General features: G+C 68.2%; 14 protein-coding genes and 3 pseudogenes. 6 read left to right on the forward strand and 11 right to left on the reverse strand.

Annotation, left to right across the window (positions count from 1 at the left end; all coding sequences use genetic code 11):
• Positions 1–105: 105 nt before the first annotated feature.
• Positions 106–3,003: a leucine--tRNA ligase gene (gene leuS, locus BN971_RS20280; protein ID WP_085179763.1), complete on the forward strand. Its 2,898-nt coding sequence runs from the start codon at positions 106–108 to the stop codon at positions 3,001–3,003.
• A 12-nt stretch (positions 3,004–3,015) separates the two neighbouring features.
• On the opposite strand, the gene BN971_RS20285 is transcribed toward leuS, so the two are convergent.
• From BN971_RS20285 to BN971_RS20335, 11 genes and pseudogenes are all read right to left on the reverse strand, one after another.
• Positions 3,016–3,690: an SDR family oxidoreductase gene (locus BN971_RS20285; RefSeq protein WP_085179762.1), complete on the reverse strand. Its 675-nt coding sequence runs from the start codon at positions 3,688–3,690 to the stop codon at positions 3,016–3,018.
• A gap of 48 nt (positions 3,691–3,738) precedes the next feature.
• Positions 3,739–4,242 carry a MarR family winged helix-turn-helix transcriptional regulator gene (locus BN971_RS20290; RefSeq protein WP_085179761.1) on the reverse strand — a complete coding sequence of 168 codons (504 nt, stop codon included), beginning with the start codon at positions 4,240–4,242 and terminating at the stop codon, positions 3,739–3,741.
• A 307-nt stretch (positions 4,243–4,549) separates the two neighbouring features.
• Entirely contained in the window at positions 4,550–5,290 is a 741-nt protein-coding gene (locus BN971_RS20295) for a GntR family transcriptional regulator (RefSeq protein WP_085179760.1), read from the reverse strand.
• A gap of 120 nt (positions 5,291–5,410) precedes the next feature.
• The gene (locus tag BN971_RS20300; RefSeq protein WP_085179859.1) at positions 5,411–6,196 is read right to left on the reverse strand and encodes an LLM class F420-dependent oxidoreductase; all 786 of its coding nucleotides are present in this window, start codon (positions 6,194–6,196) and stop codon (positions 5,411–5,413) included.
• Positions 6,197–6,262: 66 nt separating this feature from the next.
• Positions 6,263–7,177, reverse strand: coding sequence for an alpha/beta fold hydrolase (locus tag BN971_RS20305; RefSeq protein ID WP_085179858.1), 915 nt, complete (start codon positions 7,175–7,177; stop codon positions 6,263–6,265).
• A 24-nt stretch (positions 7,178–7,201) separates the two neighbouring features.
• Entirely contained in the window at positions 7,202–8,410 is a 1,209-nt protein-coding gene (locus tag BN971_RS20310; RefSeq protein WP_085179759.1) for a DUF1214 domain-containing protein, read from the reverse strand.
• Positions 8,407–9,216 (reverse strand): sugar phosphate isomerase/epimerase family protein, encoded by an 810-nt coding sequence (locus BN971_RS20315; RefSeq protein ID WP_085179758.1) that lies wholly within the window; start codon positions 9,214–9,216, stop codon positions 8,407–8,409. The genes BN971_RS20310 and BN971_RS20315 overlap by 4 nt, the downstream gene beginning before the upstream one ends.
• Position 9,217: 1 nt before the next feature.
• Entirely contained in the window at positions 9,218–10,387 is a 1,170-nt protein-coding gene (locus BN971_RS20320) for a sulfotransferase family protein (protein WP_085179757.1), read from the reverse strand.
• Positions 10,384–11,511: pseudogene (locus BN971_RS20325) on the reverse strand (LLM class flavin-dependent oxidoreductase). Before BN971_RS20325 ends, BN971_RS20320 begins: the two are co-directional and overlap by 4 nt.
• A gap of 225 nt (positions 11,512–11,736) precedes the next feature.
• Positions 11,737–12,828: an inositol-3-phosphate synthase gene (locus tag BN971_RS20330; protein ID WP_085179755.1), complete on the reverse strand. Its 1,092-nt coding sequence runs from the start codon at positions 12,826–12,828 to the stop codon at positions 11,737–11,739.
• A gap of 70 nt (positions 12,829–12,898) precedes the next feature.
• Entirely contained in the window at positions 12,899–13,441 is a 543-nt protein-coding gene (locus BN971_RS20335; protein WP_085179754.1) for a PadR family transcriptional regulator, read from the reverse strand.
• A 363-nt stretch (positions 13,442–13,804) separates the two neighbouring features.
• On the opposite strand from BN971_RS20335, the gene BN971_RS20340 reads away from it, so the two are divergent.
• From BN971_RS20340 to rpsF, 5 genes and pseudogenes are all read left to right on the forward strand, one after another.
• Positions 13,805–14,221, forward strand: a complete 417-nt coding sequence (locus tag BN971_RS20340; protein ID WP_085179753.1) for a DUF5318 family protein — start codon at positions 13,805–13,807, stop codon at positions 14,219–14,221.
• Positions 14,222–14,291: 70 nt separating this feature from the next.
• Positions 14,292–16,746: pseudogene (locus BN971_RS20345) on the forward strand (transglycosylase domain-containing protein).
• Positions 16,743–18,426 (forward strand): annotated as a pseudogene (locus tag BN971_RS20350) (glycosyltransferase family 87 protein); the annotation flags it as partial. The pseudogenes BN971_RS20345 and BN971_RS20350, both read left to right, overlap by 4 nt.
• The gene (locus tag BN971_RS20355; protein ID WP_085179750.1) at positions 18,383–19,024 is read left to right on the forward strand and encodes a DJ-1/PfpI family protein; all 642 of its coding nucleotides are present in this window, start codon (positions 18,383–18,385) and stop codon (positions 19,022–19,024) included. The pseudogene BN971_RS20350 and the gene BN971_RS20355, both read left to right, overlap by 44 nt.
• A gap of 115 nt (positions 19,025–19,139) precedes the next feature.
• Positions 19,140–19,430 carry a 30S ribosomal protein S6 gene (rpsF, locus tag BN971_RS20360; protein ID WP_044509152.1) on the forward strand — a complete coding sequence of 97 codons (291 nt, stop codon included), beginning with the start codon at positions 19,140–19,142 and terminating at the stop codon, positions 19,428–19,430.
• The last annotated feature ends 11 nt before the right edge of the window (positions 19,431–19,441 follow it).

Genomic DNA, 19,441 nt, shown 5'->3' on the forward strand with positions numbered 1-19,441 from the left:
GTAGGCCCGAAATCGAGCTGGGATGAAGTTCTGATGGGCGCGCAACGGAACCGATACCAACCTGTGGCCCGGGGCCCGTCGTGTCGCCCCTTATACCCTGTTCAGGTGACCGAATCCCCGACCGCCGCGCCCGGGAGCAACTCCGGCGCTCTGACCGACCCCGACGCGCCGCCGTACCGCTACACCGCGGCGCTCGCGGGCCGGATCGAGAGCGCCTGGCAGGAAACCTGGGCGAAGCGCGGGACGTTCAACGTGCCGAACCCGGTCGGATCGCTGGCCCCGACGGACGGAACCCCGGTTCCCCAGGACAAGCTGTTCGTGCAGGACATGTTCCCTTACCCGTCGGGGGAGGGGCTGCACGTCGGGCACCCGCTCGGCTACATCGCCACCGACGTCTACGCCCGTTACTTTCGGATGACGGGCCACAATGTGTTGCACGCGTTGGGCTTTGACGCCTTCGGGCTGCCGGCCGAGCAGTACGCGGTGCAAACCGGCACCCATCCGCGCACCAGGACGGAGGCCAACGTCGTCAACTTCCGGCGGCAGCTGGGCCGCCTGGGCCTCGGCCACGACAGCCGGCGCAGCTTCTCCACCACCGATGTCGAGTTCTACAAGTGGACGCAGTGGATCTTCCTGCAGATCTACAACGCGTGGTTCGACCGGGCCGTGGACAAGGCCCGCCCCATCGCGGAGTTGATCGCCGAATTCGACTCCGGTGCTAGGAATCTCGAGGACGGCCGGGACTGGAACCGGCTTTCGGCGGGGGAGCGGGCAGACGTCATCGACGGCTTCCGGCTGGTCTACCGGGCGGACTCGATGGTGAATTGGTGCCCCGGTCTGGGCACGGTGCTCGCCAACGAAGAGGTCACCTCGGACGGCCGCAGCGATCGGGGCAACTTCCCGGTGTTCCGCAAACGCCTGCGGCAGTGGATGATGCGGATCACCGCCTACGCCGACCGGCTCCTGGACGACCTGGATGTGCTGGACTGGCCGGAGCAGGTCAAGACCATGCAGCGCAACTGGATCGGCCGCTCCACCGGGGTGCAGGCGGTTTTCACCGCAACGGGATCCGACGGCTCCGAAGTCGGCATCGAGGTGTTCACCACCCGGCCCGACACCATGTTCGGGGCCACCTACCTGGTGTTGGCGCCCGAGCACGACCTGGTCGACGGGCTGGTCGCCGCCGAGTGGCCGGACGGTACCGACGCCCGCTGGACGTACGGTGCCCGCACACCCGGCGAGGCCGTCGCCGCCTACCGGCGCGCCATCGCGGCCAAGTCGGATCTCGAGCGCCAGGAGAGCCGGGAGAAGACCGGTGTCTTCCTCGGCCGCTGGGCGATCAACCCCGCCAACGGCGAACCGGTGCCGGTCTTCGTCGCCGATTATGTGCTTGCCGGATACGGCACCGGAGCGATCATGGCGGTCCCGGGCCACGACCAGCGGGACTGGGAATTCGCCCGCGAGCTCGGCCTGCCGATCGTGGAAGTTATTGCGGGCGGCGATGTTTCGGAGGCCGCACACACCGGCGACGGCGTACTGGTTAATTCGGGGTATCTCGACGGGATGAACGTCGCGGCGGCCAAGAAGGCCATCACCGCCCGCTTGGAGGCCGAGGGCCGCGGGCGGGCTCGCATCGAATTCAAGCTGCGTGACTGGCTTTTCGCGCGGCAGCGATATTGGGGTGAGCCATTCCCCATTGTCTACGACGAGGATGGCCGCGCGCATCCGCTCGACGAGGCGGCGCTGCCGGTCGAGCTGCCGGACGTGCCCGATTATTCGCCCGTGCTGTTCGACCCCGACGACGCCGCCAGCGAGCCGTCGCCGCCACTGGCCAAGGCGACCGATTGGGTGCACGTCGAGCTGGACCTCGGCGACGGCCTGCGGCCCTACACCCGCGACACTAATGTGATGCCGCAGTGGGCCGGCAGCTCCTGGTACGAGCTGCGCTACACCGACCCGCACAACTCGGAACGGTTCTGCGCCAAGGAAAACGAAGCCTACTGGATGGGGCCCCGCCCGGCAGAGCACGGCCCCCGGGATCCCGGAGGGGTGGACCTCTACGTCGGCGGCGCCGAACACGCGGTGCTCCATCTGCTGTACGCGCGGTTCTGGCACAAGGTCCTCTACGACCTCGGCCACGTCAGTTCGCGGGAGCCGTATCGCCGGTTGATCAACCAGGGCTACATCCAGGCGTTCGCCTACACCGACTCCCGCGGATCGTACGTACCCGCCGACGACGTCATCCAGCGGGACGACCGCTTCTTCTACGCCGGTCCCGGCGGGGAGATCGAGGTGTTCCAGGAGTTCGGGAAAATCGGTAAGAGCCTGAAGAATTCGATATCGCCCGACGAGATCTGCGACGAGTACGGCGCCGACACCCTGCGGGTGTACGAGATGTCGATGGGGCCGCTGGAGGCGTCCCGGCCCTGGGCCACCAAGGATGTCGTCGGGGCGCACCGCTTTCTGCAGCGGGTGTGGCGGCTGGTCGTGGACGAGCAGACGGGCGAGACGCGGGTCAGCGACGCCGAGCCCGGCCTCGACACGCTGCGGGTGCTGAACCGCACCGTCGCCGGAGTCTCGGAAGACTATGTGGCCCTGCGCAATAACACGGCGGCGGCCAAGCTGATCGAGTACACCAACCACCTCACCAAGGAGCACCGCGGAGCGGTGCCCCGCACGGCGGTCGAGCCGCTGGTGCTCATGCTGGCCCCGCTGGCCCCACACCTGGCCGAGGAGCTGTGGCAGCGGCTGGGCCACGACACGCCGTTGGCGCACGGCCCGTTCCCGCGGGCCGATGCCGCCTACCTGATCGACGAGACCGTCGAATACCCGGTACAGGTCAACGGGAAGGTGCGCGGCCGGGTGGTGGTGGCCGCCGACGCCGACGAGGACACCCTCAAGGCCGCGGCGCTGGCCGACGACAAGGTCCAGGGATTCCTGAGCGGGGCCACCCCGCGCAAGGTCATCGTGGTCCCAGGCCGGCTGGTCAATCTGGTGGTCTGAGCGGATGGCCGGTCAGCGGCGACGGCCGGGTCGCAGCACCACCTCGTGGACGTGACCGTCGCGCGGCGTGGCCACCGCGTGCGCCACGGCGCCCGCGACCGTCTCGGGCCGCAGGAAGTTGGCGGCGTCGTACTCGCCGCCTTCGAACGCGACGAGCTCGCGCTGCATGTCGCTGTCCGTTCGGCCCGGGTAGATCGTCGTCACCCGCAGATCGGGTTCGTCGGCGCGCAGCGAATCGGCGAAGGCGCGCAACGCGAACTTGCTGGCGGAATACGAAGCCATCCCGGGTGAGACGCTGCGCCCGGCACCGGAATTGATGAACACCACCTGCCCGCGTGCCCGTCGCAGCGCCGGCAGCAGCGCGAGCGTTAGTTCGACCGGCCCGAAGACGTTGACGGCGAAGGTGGCGCGCCACTCGTCGACGTTCGACTCGGCGACATCGCCGGGGATGGAGACCCCCGCGTTGTGCACCAGAACGTCGAGCTCGTCGACGATCTCGCACGCCGCCTCGATGTCGTCGCCGTCGGTCAGGTCCAACGGGAAGGTGGTGGCACCGAGCCGCCCGGCGACGGCGTCGAGCCGATCCGAGGGACGCCCCGCCAGCAGCAGGGTGTGCGTGGGCGCGAGCGCCGTGGCGATCGCCGAACCGATAGCGCCGCCGGCTCCGGTGATGAGTGCGTTGGGCATGCGGCTCAGTCTACGTGCACTGCCAATCTCGTTGCGAACAAGGCATTTTCACGCCTCTTTGCACGCGACCGGGTCTTCCCCGCGGGTCGGGACCGGTTCACCCGAGGCGAGTCTTTCCAGCGGTGCCAGCGCCTTTTTCAGGGTTTCCACGTCGGAGTCGGGAAGGTGATTGAGCATCGCCACCAGCGCCGCGCGCCGATTCGCGAGGGATTCGCAGTGCACGGCACGCCCGCGCGGGGTGATGTCCACCAGCACCGCTCGAAGGTCCGACGGGTCGCGAGACCTTTTCACCAGTCCGATCTTCTCCAGCCGGCGGATCGCCACGGTGGTGGTCGGTGTCCGAACCCTTTCGTGCGCCGCCAAGTCGGTCATCCGGATGGGGCCCTGATCCAGCAGGGTGACCAAGATCGACAGCTGAGCCAGGGTCAGGTCTCCGGCCGCCGCACCGTTGGGATCGCCGCGGCGCAAAAGCGTAAAGAGTTTGGACAACGCGCGGTGCAAACCTTCCGCAAGCTCGGTCACATCGGCCGCGGTGGATTCGCTGTCCGCCATAAACGGGCAGTCTAACCGGATATCACGGGCATACAAGGCGCTAATCGGCCAGTTGCCCAAGTCAGACGGCTTGGGACGGCAACCACCCCGGGTGCGCGGTCTGCGGCCTTCGCATATCCGGTCCGGCGGACCGGATTCCATGACCGCTGCGGGTTCGATGAAGGCGACGGAAACACCGAAACGAAGATCGCCGAGGAGCGAATGCCCTTGGCGGCCAACGCTACCGACGAGCGGGGGTAACTCGCGGCCGATTCAGGTGCCCAATTGCGGTTACGGCACGGTCAATATCGACCGGGGGGCAACCGGACTACAGCGCCAGCGACGGCTCCGCGCGGACCGCCTGGGCTTCGGCGATCACCCGAAGTGGTTCGGCGACCACCCGGCTGACGTCGTCGGGTGGCGCGAAGACCCCGCGCCGGAACAACTCGGCCAGCATGGTCTGCGCCATCAGATAGGAGCGGCCCACGCAGGCGCCCCGCGCGGCTTCGGGGTCACGCCGGTGGATGGCGGCGGTCTCGTCCTCGTAGAACGGCAACATGTCCTCGCGGCTGCCCTGGTAGGTCATCCAGAACACCCGGGGAACGAGGCCCTGCGAAGCCCGGATCATGGCGTGCAGCCGTGGCCCGGCGTACTCGTCGTTGACGGTGCGCCGGTATTCGGCGGCGGTTTCGGAGAAGGTTCGCGAATCCTTGGCGGTCCGCAGCGAGCGCAGGAGTCCGTCGAGCTGGCCCAGGATCCGTGGGGTGGGGCCGGCCGCGGCGCGCGCCGACGCGATGCCGTTGAGCAGGCCGTCGAGTTCGTGATGTTCGAGGACGGTGGCCTCGTCGAACCGCTCGACGAACGCCCCGCGGTGATAGCGGGTGGACACCACGCCGTCGTGCTCGAGCTGGACCAGCGCCTCCTGGATGGGGACGCGGCTGACCCCGAGGCCGGCCGCGATCTCGTTGCGGTCAACCCGGTCGCCGCTGCGCAGCTTCCCGGTCAGCACGAGGTTGAGGATGTGCGAAACAACCAGGTCTTTCTCTTTGACCCCGTATTTCTTCGGCATCTGTTGTTCTGAGTCTCTTTCCGCCGCTCGGCCCGCCAGCGGTGAGAGTTTCTCACGACGGGGCGCGCGCGAAAAGATGTTGGGCGGATGAATCCCCGGTAAACCTCGGTTTGACTCGGTTCACCGGCTATCGCGCCACTTGCACAGCGCCTCGGCCGCGCTCAAGTCGTATTCCGGCCCATCGCACCCGACCGTCAGCAGCGTCGCACCGAGCCCGACGAGGGCCTCGGCATTGTCGATCAGCCCACCGCGATTCCCGACGGCCGCCGACCGTTCGATGGTGGCCGGGTCGCGCCCGACGTCGGCGCAGTGCCGGCCGAGGACCTCCGACTTGGCCGGGAACTCGTCGGCGGAGCTGAAGCTGTGCCAGATGTCGGCGTGTTCGGCCACCAGCCGCAGGGTCTTGCGCTCCCCGCCGCCGCCGATGAGGACGGGGATCTCGCGGGTCGGGGCGGGGTTGAGCTTGGCCAGCCGCGCCTTGATCCGGGGCAGCGCGACCGCCAGGTCGTCCAGGCGGCTGCCGGCGGTCCCGAAGTCGTAGCCGTACTCGTCGTAATCCTTTTGCTTCCAGCCCGAACCGATGCCGAGCACGAGGCGGCCGTCGGAGATGTGGTCGACGGTGCGCGCCATGTCGGCCAGCAACTCCGGATTGCGGTAGGAGTTGCAGGTCACCAGCGCACCGATGTCAATGCGCGACGTCTGCTCGGCCCACGCGCCGAGCATGGTCCAACATTCGAAGTGCGCGCCGTCTGGGTCTCCATACAGGGGGAAGAAGTGGTCCCAGTTGAAGGCGATGTCGACACCGACGTCCTCGCAGCGGCGCACCGCGTCGCGGATCTGCGCGTAGCGCGGAGCGTGCTGGGGCTGCAGTTGGACACCGATACGAATGGGGCGCTCGGGCACCATGGGCCACTCCTCCTCGTCGGATCCCCGACGCATCGTCGTCGGCCGGGTCATCTGACCACCGTAAGCTCAGCGCGCGTCGAGCACCTCGCGGAGCAGGCCGATCAGTGCCCGGGGCTGATCGCTTTGCACGGAATGCCCGGAGTTCTCGACGACGTGCGCCCGGCGGAAAAGCTTTGCGCGCCTTGCGAGTTCGTCCGCATCTTCGTCGCTGACGAACCCCGACGAACCGCCCCGGATCAGGGTGATGGGCGCCGACAGCGCGTCGACGTCGTCCCAGAGGACGGCGAAGTCGGGGAACACGCGAATGGCGTCGTAGCGCCACGTCCAGTTGCCGTTGTCGAGGCGGCGCGAATTGTGCAACACGCCGCGGCGCAGCGCCTTGGGCTCGCGGTGCGGCGCCGCGGCGATCGTCAGGTCCAGCATGGCCTGGAAGCTGGGGAACTCGCGCTCGCCGTGCATCAGCGCGACCGTGCCCTGCTGCTCCTTGGTCATCTCGGAGTGCCGTTGCAGCGCCGAGGGGGTGACGTCGATCAGCACGAGCTCGTCGACCAGCTCCGGCGCGACCGCGCCCAGCCGGATGGCGGTCAACCCGCCCAGCGACATGCCGACGACGAGTTCGGCGGTGGGCGCAAACTCGCGCAGCATCGGGACCAGGGCGGCGGCGTTGTTCTGCGGCGAATAGTCGCCGTCCTCGCGCCAGCCCGAATGTCCGTGGCCGGGCAGGTCGACGGCCAGGGCCGGCTCTCCGAGTCCGATGACGACGGTGTCCCAGGTATGGGCGTTCTGCCCGCCGCCATGCAGGAAGACGATCCGCGGGGGATGGGCGCCCCACCGCAACGCGCTCACCGCGCCGTCGGCCGTGTCCGCCTCGACCCGCTCCACGTGGGGCAGGGGTCCGGTGACACCCGCCTGTTCGGCGTTCTCCTCCAGCAGGGAGAACTCGGGCAGTCCGGTCAGTTCGTCCTCGGGGATCTCCGTCACGATCTCTGACACTAGCGCCGCGGCCTAGAGCACATAACGACGGCGGATGCCGCGAAACCGTTCCCACATGGCGGCGGCCCGCTCGTCGGCGGTGACCATGGCGGTATCCGGCGGAAGTGCGCCGCGCAGGTCGTCGTACCGGACGACCCGGGTGTCCAGCGCCGCCGGCGTGCCGTCGAGCATGTGCCGATAGGTGAGGTTGCCGCGCGCAAAGCCCTGGGTGTCCAGCCAGTTGTGCACGCCCGGATCGCGATGCGCCATGACCAGACGGATGCGCCCGTCGCCGTCGGCCTTCGTGCGGCTGGGTGTGTAGCTGACCGGCCGGTACAGGTAGTCCATGCTGTTGAAGAAGACGCCCATGTTGGTCAGCATCCACAGCCCGTCGTGGGCGTCGAACTCGACGATCAGTGCCTCGTCGTCAGCGAGTTTCCAATACATGTTGGCGGCGGCCCGCCCCCGCCTGCCGTCCGCGTCGGTGGCCCCGAGGCGGGGGAAGGCGTTCGGGCGCCCGGCGTCGACGCCCCCATGAGTGAAGGGGAACTCGGGCCAATCCGACATCAAGCCGGTGACGAAGTCACCGGCCCAGCGCATCGCCTCGACCATGTCGGCGGGGGTCGGCAGCGGCTTGGGGGAGTCCATGTTGATCCGCTCGATGCGCATCTGCGCCGGAAGCTCGTCCCACCGGTCGAATCCCTGGCGGATGAACAGCTTGCGCGACCCCGGGGTGGTGGGCAGCCAGTTCGGCTCTCGTTCCGGCCCCCCGATGTAGAGCTCGAACCGTCCGTCGGGGTCCACGCGCAATTGGTGGCCGAGCAGGTTGGCCTCCGGTGTGTCACCGAAGGGCTCATGCAGGACGCCGGGGCCGGGCGTGCGCGGGCCCTGGACGGTCACGTTGAAAAACCTTGCCGTGCCGCGGCTCCCGGTGAGCCGGTACGTCGACCGCCCGTCGATCCAGGCCTGCTGGTAGGTGAAGTCGGCGCAGTCACCGCCCAGCTTGCGGGTCGGCCCGCTGAAGGTGTGCAGCGCCGGGTAGCGGGTGTTGCGGGTCTCGAGCGCCAGATCGAAGGCCTGGCCCAGGTTTTGGGTGAGAAACCGGTACGCGTCGGCGCGGTGCGGCCCCGACGGCGGATTGGTCTCTTTGAACACCTGATCGCCCGCGCGCTGCAGTCGCGCGCAGAACTCGGCCCACGCCGACTGCAGGGCGGCGTCGTCCGGGCCGTCGCCGAAACTCATCGTGACACCCCCAGCCCGTCCAGCATCGCGCCCACGACGTCGCATGCGCGCCGGGCGGATTCGAGGCGACCCTCGCGGTCGATACGGGGGCCGATGAGCTCCAGGTCGAACCCGTGGGGATAGCCGGCGCCGAGCGCTTGGGCGAGGAACGCTTTGATCGGGATGGTGCCGTCACCGGGAACGGCCCTGCCCGGCAGTGCCCGGTCGCCGAGCACGTAGTCGCTCAACTGGATGAGCGCCGTCCGCGGCAGCGCCCGCTCGACCATCGCGTCGAAATCGCCTTCCGCCCAACAGTGGAACACGTCGATGCAGATGTCCAGACCGCCCATCTCGGCCAGGGTCACGGTGTCTCGCAGCGTGTGGGCGATGTGGAGGTCGGCGTACAGGCTGGACGCGTTCTCGATCGCCAGCGCCACGCCGGCAGCTTTCGCTCGCGCCACACACGGGGCGACCGCGGCGCAGAACCGTTCGGCGGCTTGTGCCCAGCCGAGGTCACCGCGGCCGCCGGTGAGCAGGTAGACCGTCCGGGCGCGGACGGCGGCCGCGGCCTCGATCACGGCCAGCAGCGCGTCGCGGGCCGCCTCCAGATCACCCGACAGGGCGCCCTTCGCGAAGAGGTGGTAGACCGCCTCCACGTCGTAGTGGTTGCGGCGCAGCATCGTTGGGAATTCCGGCTCGAGCAGCTGGCTGTCCAGGATGCTCAACCGGGACACGCCCAAGGCCGACAAATGCGCCTCCAGGTCGGCCGGTGACGATCCGTAGAAGGTGACATTGTGCACGGACACGCGCGGGTGGGCTGGCGTCACGTCACGGCCGCTTTTCGATCTCGACGCCGAATCGCTCTCGAAACGGCCGGAATTCGGCGTGCAGCGCCTCCAGGTCTTCGCCGATGTCGACCAGAAGTTGGGTGGAGTAGCTGAACTTGCCGTAGCGGTCGCCCCGGTTGCCGGCCAGGTAGTCGCGCATCGCCGACTCGGCTCCGCTCGTCATTTCGCGACCGCAGAAGGTGTAGTAGCGCCGAACCGTCGCGACGGGATCTGCGACGAAGTCCGCGTAGCGGATGTGCAGGATGCGCGGGTCACCGACCATGGGGTTGCTCATCGTGTTGGCGATGCTGGCGCGGGTCATTTCGAGGTGCTTCTTCGCTTCGGCGTGCAGGTCGACCGGGCCGACGATGCCTTCGGCGATGTCGGCCATCATCATGGTCCGCGACGCGGCGACCTGTACCGGGTCCCGATGCAGCCACACCAAGTGCGCGTCGGGATAGCTCTCGAACAACTCCTTGAGCCGAAATCCGTGGAACCCTTTGAGGACCCAGTACTTTCGCGGGCGCCGGTACTGCAGTTGCTGGAGCATGGCCTTGTGCAGCCGGTATTGCGCAACGGGGTCGGTGGGCAGCCCGCCGACGAGCGACTGCATCGGCACGCGCCACCAGGCGGTGGGGGTCATGACGCGGAAGTCGAACGCCCAGGTGCGCTCGTCCTCGGGCAGGCCGTCGCCCAGCATGTCGTTGTAGGGGTGGCTAAGAAGCCATTTGGGCATCTTGGCGTTGATCTCGCGCCAGTCCGCGTCGGCCCGTTCGCGCCGGTCGTCCCCCGGGCCGGCGAGGCCCGGCGGCGGCGACGGATACATGACCTCCCAGAAGCGCAGCGCCCGCGCGCCCGGGTCGACGGACATCAGGGCGTGCATGAGCGTTGTGCCGGAACGGGGTTCACCGGTGACGAACATCGGCCCTTCGATCACCTCGTCGCCGATCGGGTAGCGTTCGCGGTCCGCCATGAATTCCAGCCGGGACGTCAGCAGCCAGTGGCACACCTTGCTGGCCTGCAGCGCGCCCGCGGTGTTCAGGCCCAGTCCATTGAGGTGCTCGACGGCCACCTCGAAGCGTTGCGGCAACGTGGGATCGCCGTAGTCGCTGAACCCGGTTTCGGCCTGCGCGGCGCGCAGCAGCTCGCCGGCATCGAGGCGCGCCGTCACGAGACGTCCGCGCACAAGCGGATCAACTCATCCTCGGCGGCAATGACGTTCGCCGCCGAAGCCTTTGCGTATTCCAAACCCGCCATGGCGCCGTAGTCGAGTATCTTGGGCACGCGCAGGCCCGCGTCCACGTATGTCTTGACGGTGTTGGCCACTTCCTTCGGCGTTCCGTGCGGCACGACGGCCAGGACCATCTCGGGCCGCACATTTCCGAGGAAGTCCACGATCCGGTCTCGCGTCAGCGCCGCCGGGTCGATGTCCTAAAACCCCCGCCAGTCCTCGCCCATGGGATGGGTAAAACCGAAGCCGCGCAACGTCTCCGCCGAGACCTGCAGCACGAACGCCTTGACCAGCGGGGCGCGCAGGATCTCCGCAAGGGCCGCCTCGTCGGCGCCGATGAGGCAGACCTGAATGAAGCACGGCGTGATCGCCAAGGGGTCGCGGCCGGCGCGTTCGGCCGAAGCCCTCAGCGCGGCGAGCATCTCGGCGTACTGCTCCGGCGTCCAGGCACCGGCCGGCCACCACCCGTCGGCGTACCGGCCGGCGATCTCGAGCATGCGCGGGCCGCTGGCGCCGACCCAGATCTGCGGCGGCCGGTCCGCGTAGGGTTCGGCGTCCAACCGGGCGTGGCGCAGGGAATAGAACCGACCGTCGAAGTCGACCGGCCCGTCGCTGTCCCAGAGCAGCCGGATCACCGTCAACGCCTCCTCGAAACGGCTCACCGATCGGGAGAAGTCGAAACCGTAGGGCACGATGTTCTCGCTCTCGCCGCTGCCGAGGCCGAGGATGAAACGCCCCCGGGCGAGGTGATCGATCGTCACCGCCGTCTGCGCCAGCAGGGCGGGGTGGCGGCGCACCGTGTCGACGACGGCGCTGACGAGGGGGACGCGCTCGGTCAATACGGCGGCCGCGGCCGCGACCGCCAGCCCGTCGAGGTGGCGGTGCGGCGACGGCGCCGCGGTGGCGAGATCGGTGAATTCGGGGGTCCAGATCGAGTCGGGCCAGAAGCTGACCATGTGGTCGGGCAGCCAGACCGAGTGGTAGCGGCCGCCGTCGAGCTCCCTGAGCCCGGACAGGTCGACGGGAAGCGTTGTGCGCAGGAAGGCGGCGGGCTGAACCCTCATCGCATCAGATGCTAAGCAACCGCACAGCACTCTGTCGACGACGGGGCGGCTTCGTCCCGGCCGTCACTCCAGTACCGGCGCGGGAGGCGAAGAGATTTTTGCCCGCCTCATAGCGACAAATTCTGACCAGTGGTCACCAAAAGTCGCTATGAGGCGGGCAAATCGGCACACCCAGCTTTTTCTGTGACGGGTGTGACTTCACGGCCGAGCCTTGCGGATGCGGCCCTACCCCTCGATGAACTCCTCAAGCTGGGTCCGCGCGACGTCGTCGGGCAGTTGCTGCGGCGGGCTCTTCATCAGGTATGCCGACGCCGGGATCACCGGTCCGCCGATCCCGCGGTCCTTGGCGATCTTGGCCGCGCGCACCGCGTCGATGATGACGCCCGCCGAGTTCGGCGAGTCCCACACCTCGAGCTTGTACTCCAGGTTCAGCGGCACGTCTCCGAAAGCCCGGCCCTCCAGCCGCACGTACGCCCACTTGCGGTCGTCCAGCCAGCCGACATGGTCGGACGGCCCGATGTGCACGTCCTTCGTCTTGAACTCGCGCTGCAGGTTGCTGGTCACCGCCTGCGTCTTCGAGATCTTCTTGGACTCCAGCCGCTCGCGCTCGAGCATGTTCAGGAAGTCCATGTTGCCGCCGACGTTGAGCTGCATGGTGCGGTCGAGCTGCACGCCGCGGTCCTCGAACAGCTTGGCCATCACGCGGTGGGTGATGGTGGCGCCGACCTGGCTCTTGATGTCGTCACCCACGATCGGCACGCCGGCGTCGGCGAACTTCTTGGCCCACACCGGGTCCGACGCGATGAATACCGGCAGCGCGTTCACGAACGCGACGCCCGCGTCGATCGCGCACTGCGCGTAGAACTTGTCGGCTTCTTCGGAGCCCACCGGCAGGTAGGACACCAACACGTCGACCTCGGCGTCCTTGAGCGTCTTCACCACGTCGACGGGTTCGGCGTCGGACAGCTCGATGGTGTCGGCGTAGTACTTGCCGATCCCGTCCAGCGTCGGGCCGCGCTGCACGACCACGTCGGTCGGCGGCACGTCGGCGATCTTGATCGTGTTGTTCTCCGACGCGAAGATCGCCTCGGAGAGGTCGAAGCCCACCTTCTTCGCGTCCACGTCGAAGGCGGCCACGAACTTCACGTCGCGGACGTGGTACTGGCCGAACTTCACGTGCATCAGTCCGGGCACGGTGCTGTTGGGGTCGGCGTCCTGGTAGTACTGCACGCCCTGAACCAATGAGGACGCGCAGTTCCCGACACCGACAATGGCGACTCGTACTTCCGGCGCCCCTAACGGCTGCTGCTCACTCATCGGGCGTTCTCCTAACTTCATAACCGTGTGTCCCGGCTGGGCTGTCATTTGTTCTGTTGTGCAGGGGAATTCAGGCCTGTTCGGAGAGGCCCGGCATGGCCCGCTCCGCGGCGATGAGCTCGTTGAGCCACTTGACTTCTCGCTCACTGGACTCGAGCCCGAGTTGATGGAGCTGCCGCGTGTAGCGGTCCAGCGAACTGCTGGCCCGCGCCACCGCTTCGCGCAAACCTTCGCGGCGCTCCTCGACCTGACGCCGGCGGCCTTCCAGGATGCGCATCCGCGCCTCCGCCGGAGTCCGGTTGAAGAAGGCCAGGTGCACCCCGAAGCCGTCGTCGGTGTAATTGTGCGGACCGGTGTCCGCCACCAGCTCGGCGAAGCGCCGACGGCCTTCGTCGGTGAGCTGGTAGACCCGGCGGGCCCGGCGGACCGGTGTGCCTGCCGGGGCGGCGTTCTCGGCGATCAGGCCCTCGGCCTGCATCCGACGTAGCGCCGGATAGAGCGAACCGTACGAAAACGCCCGGAACGCGCCCAGCAGGCCCGTCAGCCGCTTGCGCAGCTCGTAGCCATGCATCGGTGATTCGATCAGGAGGCCGAGGATGGCGAGTTCCAGCATCGATCCACCTCCTTTTGCATCGCTGGTTACGACGGGCCGACGTCTCGCGTCATCGTATCGTTTCGATATATTTGCCACAACTCAACCTGGTGGTGGGGTGCCATTGGGCACGCGCTCAGGAGGGCTGTTCGACCCGTTTGATAGCGCCGCCACCAGCGAAGACGATGCATCCACCGCCACAGTCGCCGGAGGCGCACACCGACAACGACAGCGTCCCGGCCGTGGTCGGGTCGATTGCCGGCTCGATCACCAGGTGGGTGGTTTTGACGTCGACCGGTGCGGCGCGGAGCGTGCTGACCGGTTCCCGCGCCGCGGCCCCATGTTGGATATCGGTCGCGACGATGGAGACGTACTCTGGTCACCGTGCGACTGCAGCGACAGGTGGTGGACTATGCGCTCCGGCGCCGCTCGCTGCTGGCCGAGGTGTATTCCGGCCGCAGGGGCGTGTCCGACGTGTGCGATGCGAACCCGTATCTGCTGCGCGCCGCGAAGTTTCACGGCAAGCAGAGCCAGGTGATGTGCCCGATCTGCCGGAAGGAACAGCTCACTCTGGTGTCGTGGGTTTTCGGCGAACACCTGGGCCCGGTCTCGGGCTCGGCCCGCACCGCCGAAGAGCTCGTGTTGCTGGCGACTCGCTACACCGAATTCGCGGTCCACGTGGTGGAGGTGTGCCGGACCTGCAGCTGGAATCATCTGGTCAAGTCATATGTGCTCGGCGCGGCGCGCCCGCCCAAAGGCACGCGGACGGCGCGCAACGGCGCCCGCACGGCCATTGAGTAACGAGGGACGCCACAGCCAGCCGCCCAATGACGCGAATGCGCCGGCGAACGAGCATGTGGCCAAGTACGACATCCCCGACCGCCAGGACGGCGAGCCTGGGGATACCAACCCCCCGCCGCCGCGCTCGCGCCGCCAGGTTCCCCCCGACGACCGGTTGACCACCGTCCTCCCGCCCGTCGTCGACGATCGGCCGCCGTGGCGGGCGGATTCGATCGACGAGGTCAAGGCGGCGCTGGACAGCCCGGCGACCGGCCCGGTGCAGCGGGATGCCATCGAGGAGGTCAAGGCGGCGCTGGACGGCCGCGCGACGGGTTCGCGTCGCGACCGCCCGCTGTACGGCGGCCCCCGGAGGGCGGGGACCCGCGCTCCCCGGGCGCGGGGGCGACCGCGGCTGGACCCGGCAGATCAACTGGTTGTGGGTGCGACGCGCGGCCTACCTCACCGTGGCCATGCTGGTGTTGTTGCCGATCGTCACCTTCGGCATGGCCTATTTCATCGTCGACGTGCCCAAACCGGGCGACATCCGCACGAACCAGGTGTCGACGATCCTGGCCAGCGACGGCTCCGAGATTGCCAAAATCATTCCGCCCGAAGGCAATCGGGTCGACGTCAACCTCAGCCAGGTTCCCGTCCACGTGCGTCAGGCCGTGATCGCCGCCGAGGACCGGAACTTCTACACCAATCCGGGATTTTCGTTCACCGGCTTTGCGCGTGCGGTGAACAACGACCTCTTCGGCGGCGGAGACCTGCAGGGCGGCTCGACGATCACCCAGCAGTACGTGAAGAACGCGCTCGTCGGTTCCGCGCAGCACGGCTTCAGCGGCCTGATGCGCAAGGCCAAGGAACTGGTCATCGCCACCAAGATGTCGGGGGAGTGGTCCAAAGACGATGTGCTGCAGGCCTATCTGAACATCATCTACTTCGGCCGGGGCGCCTACGGCATTTCGGCGGCCGCCAAGGCCTATTTCAACAAGCCCCCCGAGCAGCTCACGGTCTCGGAGGGCGCGCTGCTCGCGGCCCTGATCCGGCGGCCGTCCTCGCTGGACCCGGCGGTGGACCTGAAGGGCGCGACCGAGCGCTGGAACTGGGTCCTCGACGGCATGGTGGAGACCAAAGCCCTCTCCCCGAGCGATCGTGCGGCCCAGGTGTTTCCGCCGACCGTGCCGCCCGATCTGGCCCGCCAGCAGAACCAGACCAGCGGTCCGGACGGTCTGATCGAGCGTCAGGTGACCAAAGAACTGATGGAGCTGTTCAACATCGACGAACAGACGTTGAACACCCAGGGTCTGCAGGTCACCACCACGATCGACCCGAAGGCTCAGCAGGCCGCCGAGAAGGCCGTATCGAAATACCTCGACGGCCAGGATCCGGACATGCGGGCCGCCGTCGTCTCGATCGACCCGCACAACGGCGCGATCCGCGCCTATTACGGGGGTTCCGATGCCAACGGCTTCGACTTCGCCCAGGCCGGGTTGCAGACCGGATCGTCGTTCAAGGTGTTCTGCCTCATCGCGGCCCTCGAACAGGGCATCGGCCTGGGGTACCAGGTCGACAGCTCACCGCTGACGGTCGACGGCATCAAGATCACCAACGTCGACGGCGAGAGCTGTGGGACCTGCAATATCGCCGAGGCGCTCAAGCAATCGCTGAACACCTCCTACTACCGGTTGATGCTCAAACTCAAAGGCGGACCGCAGGCGGTTGCGGACGCCGCGCATCAAGCCGGCGTCGCGACCAGCTTCCCCGGGGTCGCGCACACGCTGTCCGAGGATGGCAAGGGTGGCCCGCCCAACAACGGAGTTGTGCTGGGCCAGTACCAAACTCGGCCGATCGACATGGCCTCGGCGTACGCCACGCTCGCCGCCTCCGGCATCTATCACCGGCCGCACTTCGTGCAGAAGGTGGTCAACTCCGAGGGCCAGGTGCTGTTCGACGCGAGCAACTCGGACAACAGCGGCGAGCAGCGCATCCCCAAGGCGGTGGCCGACAACGCCACCGCGGCGATGGAGCCCATTGCCGGCTATTCGCGCGGCCACAGCCTGGCCGGGGGGCGGCCGTCGGCGGCCAAGACCGGCACGACGCAATTGGGCGACACGACGTCGAACAAGGACGCGTGGATGGTCGGCTACACACCCTCGCTGTCGACCGCGGTGTGGGTCGGCACGGTCAAGGGTGACCAGCCGCTGGTAACCGCTTCGGGTGCGGCGGTTTACGGGTCGGGCCTGCCATCCGACATCTGGAAGTCGACCATGGACGGCGCGTTGAAGGGCACCTCCAACGAGTCCTTCCCGAAGCCGACCGAGATCGGTGGTTACGCCGGGGTGCCGGCCCCTGCGCCGCCGCCCCAGGCGCCGCCGTCGGTGACGGTGATCCAGCCCACCGTCGAAGTAGCGCCTGGCATCACGATCCCGGTCGGCCCGCCCACGACGATCACCGCCGGTCCGCCCCCTCCCGAGGGTTCCCCGCCGGGCGGCGTCCCGCCGGGCGGCCCGCAGGCCCCGCCCCCGGGCGAACCCCCGCCGTGACCGGGCCGCACAGTCCCAACATCTCACCGTCGCGGCTGGCCGAGGATCTCCGCTGCGCCGACAACCGCGACTGCCCAAGCCGGACAGACTTTCTCGGCGCCGCGCTCGCCGGTGTCATCGGCGGACCGGTCGGTCGGCACGCGCTGATCGGACGCTCCCGGGTGATGACGCCCCTGCGGGTGATGTTCGTCGCCGCCCTGGTGTTCCTGGCGCTGGGCTGGTCGACGAAGGCCGCGTGCCTGCAGAGCTCCGGCAGCGGGACGGGCGACCAGCGAGTCGCCAATTGGGACAACCAGCGCGCCTACTACGAGCTGTGCTACTCCGACACGGTGCCGCTCTACGGCGCGGAGTTGTTGAGCCAGGGCAAGTTTCCCTACAAGTCCAGCTGGATCGAGACCGACGCGGGCGGTGCCCCGCAGACCCGATACGACGGCCGGCCGGCGGTGCGATACATGGAATATCCGGTGCTCACCGGGATCTATCAGTATGCGTCGATGGCGGTTGCCAAGAGCTACACCGCGTTGAGCAAGTTGGCCCCGGTCCCGGTCGTGGCCGAGGTGGTGATGTTCTTCGACGTCGCGGCGTTCGGGTTGGCGCTGGCCTGGCTGGCGACCGTGTGGGCGACGGCGGGGCTGGCGGGCCGCCGGGTGTGGGACGCGGCCCTGGTCGCCGCGTCGCCGCTGGTGATCTTCCAGATCTTCACCAACTTCGACGCGCTGGCAACGGGTTTCGCGATGTCGGGTCTGTTGGCCTGGGCGCGCCGCAGACCGCGGCTGGCCGGGGTGCTGATCGGGTTGGGCGCGGCCGCCAAGCTCTACCCGCTGTTGTTTTTGGGCCCGATGCTGGTGCTCGGGATCCGGACCGGGCGGCTGCGCGCGCTGGCGCGCACCGCGGGCGTGGCCGGGGCGACCTGGCTGCTGGTGAATCTTCCCGTGCTGGTGCTGTTTCCGCGCGGATGGTCGGAGTTTTTCCGGCTGAACACCCGGCGTGGTGACGACATGGACTCGCTGTACAACGTCGTCAAGTCGTTCACCGGGTGGCGCGGCTTCGATCCCAAGCTGGGGTTCTGGGAACCGCCGACGGTGCTGAACGCGGTGGTCGCGGTGCTGTTCGCCCTGTGCTGCGTGGGCATCGCTTATGTCGCGTTCACCGCGCCGCGGCGGCCGCGGGTCGCGCAGCTGGCGTTCCTCGTGGTGGCGGCTTTCCTGCTGACCAACAAGGTGTGGAGCCCACAGTTCTCGTTGTGGCTGGTGCCGCTGGCGGTGCTGGCGCTGCCGCACCGCCGGTTGCTGCTGGCGTGGATGACGATCGACGCGTTGGTGTGGGTGCCTCGCATGTACTACCTCTACGGCAACCCCAACCGGTCGCTGCCCGAGCAATTCTTCACCTCCACGGTGCTGCTGCGTGACATCGCGGTGATTGCGCTGTGCGCCTTGGTGATCCGCCAAATCTATCGGCCCGCCGATGATCTGGTGCGCTGGGGCGGCCGGGTGGACGACCCGGTGGGCGGGTCGTTCGACCGCGCCCCCGACGCCCCACCCGGCTGGTTGCCGGCGTGGTTGCGTCCCGCCGGTCAGCGCGCACCCGCCCCGGCCGTCGAGGCCGATGCCGAATTGTCGACCGCGGCGGCGGGCTCATGACGCTGGTCGCGATCCCGCTGTTTCCGCGGTTCACCGCGCTGGACGCGGTGGGCCCTTACGAAGTGCTGCAACGGATTCCGACGATCGAGGTGGTGTTCGTCGGGCATCGGCGCGGCGAGGTGCGGACCGAGAACGGGATGCTCGGCATGACGTGTGACGCCAGGTTCGACGAGCTGGATGCCCCCGACGTCGTGGTGTGCCCCGGCGGCATCGGGACCCGCGAATTGATCCACGACGACACGCTGCTGGAGTGGCTGCGGTCGGTGCACCGCAACACCACCTTCACCACCTCGGTGTGCACCGGCGCGCTCCTGCTGGCGGCCGCGGGACTGCTCGAAGGGCTGACCGCGACGACGCATTTCGGGGCCGCGGACCTACTGAACGAGCTGGGCGCGCGGTACCTGCCCGAACGCGTCGTCGAGCACCTACCGGAACGCATCATCACGGCCGCGGGGGTGTCCAGCGGCATCGACATGGCGCTCCGGCTCGTCGAACTCCTGGTCGACCGGGAGGCCGCCCAGGCCGCCCAGCTGCTCATCGAATACGATCCGCAGCCCCCATTCGACTCCGGCGCGCCGGGGAAGGCGGGCGAGGCGACCAAGGCAAGGGCGGCCGAATATCACCGATCGCGGCAGTAGCTGATTTCGCGGCCCGCCCCACGTCCGGTACCCTGGGGCGGTTGCCGACGCAGGCGACCCTCCTGCCACGGACCTACCGTGGCCGCTCGAGACCAGAGGAGGTGGTGAGGTTTCCATGCGTCCCTACGAAATCATGGTCATTCTTGACCCCACGCTCGACGAACGCACCGTGGCCCCGTCCCTGGAGACGTTCCTCAACGTCGTCCGCAAAGACGGCGGAACCGTCGACAAGGTGGACATCTGGGGCAAGCGCCGGCTTGCCTACGAGATCGCCAAGCACGCCGAGGGCATCTATGTCGTCGTCGACCTGAAGGCCGAGCCGGCGACCGTGTCCGAGCTCGACCGCCAGCTGAGCCTCAACGAATCGGTGTTGCGCACCAAGGTGATGCGCACCGACAAGCACTGACTGTCCGGTGT

Origin of the sequence: Mycobacterium bohemicum DSM 44277 (assembly GCF_001053185.1) — a bacterium.
Classification (GTDB): domain Bacteria; phylum Actinomycetota; class Actinomycetes; order Mycobacteriales; family Mycobacteriaceae; genus Mycobacterium; species Mycobacterium bohemicum.

Excerpts from the sequence above, each read along its gene's own strand:
- BN971_RS20285 (WP_085179762.1), bottom strand. The coding sequence starts at position 3,690 with ATGCCCAACGCACTCATCACCGGAGCCGGCGGCGCTATCGGTTCGGCG.
- BN971_RS20290 (WP_085179761.1), bottom strand. The coding sequence starts at position 4,242 with ATGGCGGACAGCGAATCCACCGCGGCCGATGTGACCGAGCTTGCGGAA.
- BN971_RS20295 (WP_085179760.1), bottom strand. The coding sequence starts at position 5,290 with ATGCCGAAGAAATACGGGGTCAAAGAGAAAGACCTGGTTGTTTCGCAC.
- BN971_RS20300 (WP_085179859.1), bottom strand. The coding sequence starts at position 6,196 with ATGGTGCCCGAGCGCCCCATTCGTATCGGTGTCCAACTGCAGCCCCAG.
- BN971_RS20310 (WP_085179759.1), bottom strand. The coding sequence starts at position 8,410 with ATGAGTTTCGGCGACGGCCCGGACGACGCCGCCCTGCAGTCGGCGTGG.
- BN971_RS20330 (WP_085179755.1), bottom strand. The coding sequence starts at position 12,828 with ATGAGTGAGCAGCAGCCGTTAGGGGCGCCGGAAGTACGAGTCGCCATT.
- BN971_RS20335 (WP_085179754.1), bottom strand. The coding sequence starts at position 13,441 with ATGCTGGAACTCGCCATCCTCGGCCTCCTGATCGAATCACCGATGCAT.
- BN971_RS20355 (WP_085179750.1), top strand. The coding sequence starts at position 18,383 with ATGACGCTGGTCGCGATCCCGCTGTTTCCGCGGTTCACCGCGCTGGAC.
- rpsF (WP_044509152.1), top strand. The coding sequence starts at position 19,140 with ATGCGTCCCTACGAAATCATGGTCATTCTTGACCCCACGCTCGACGAA.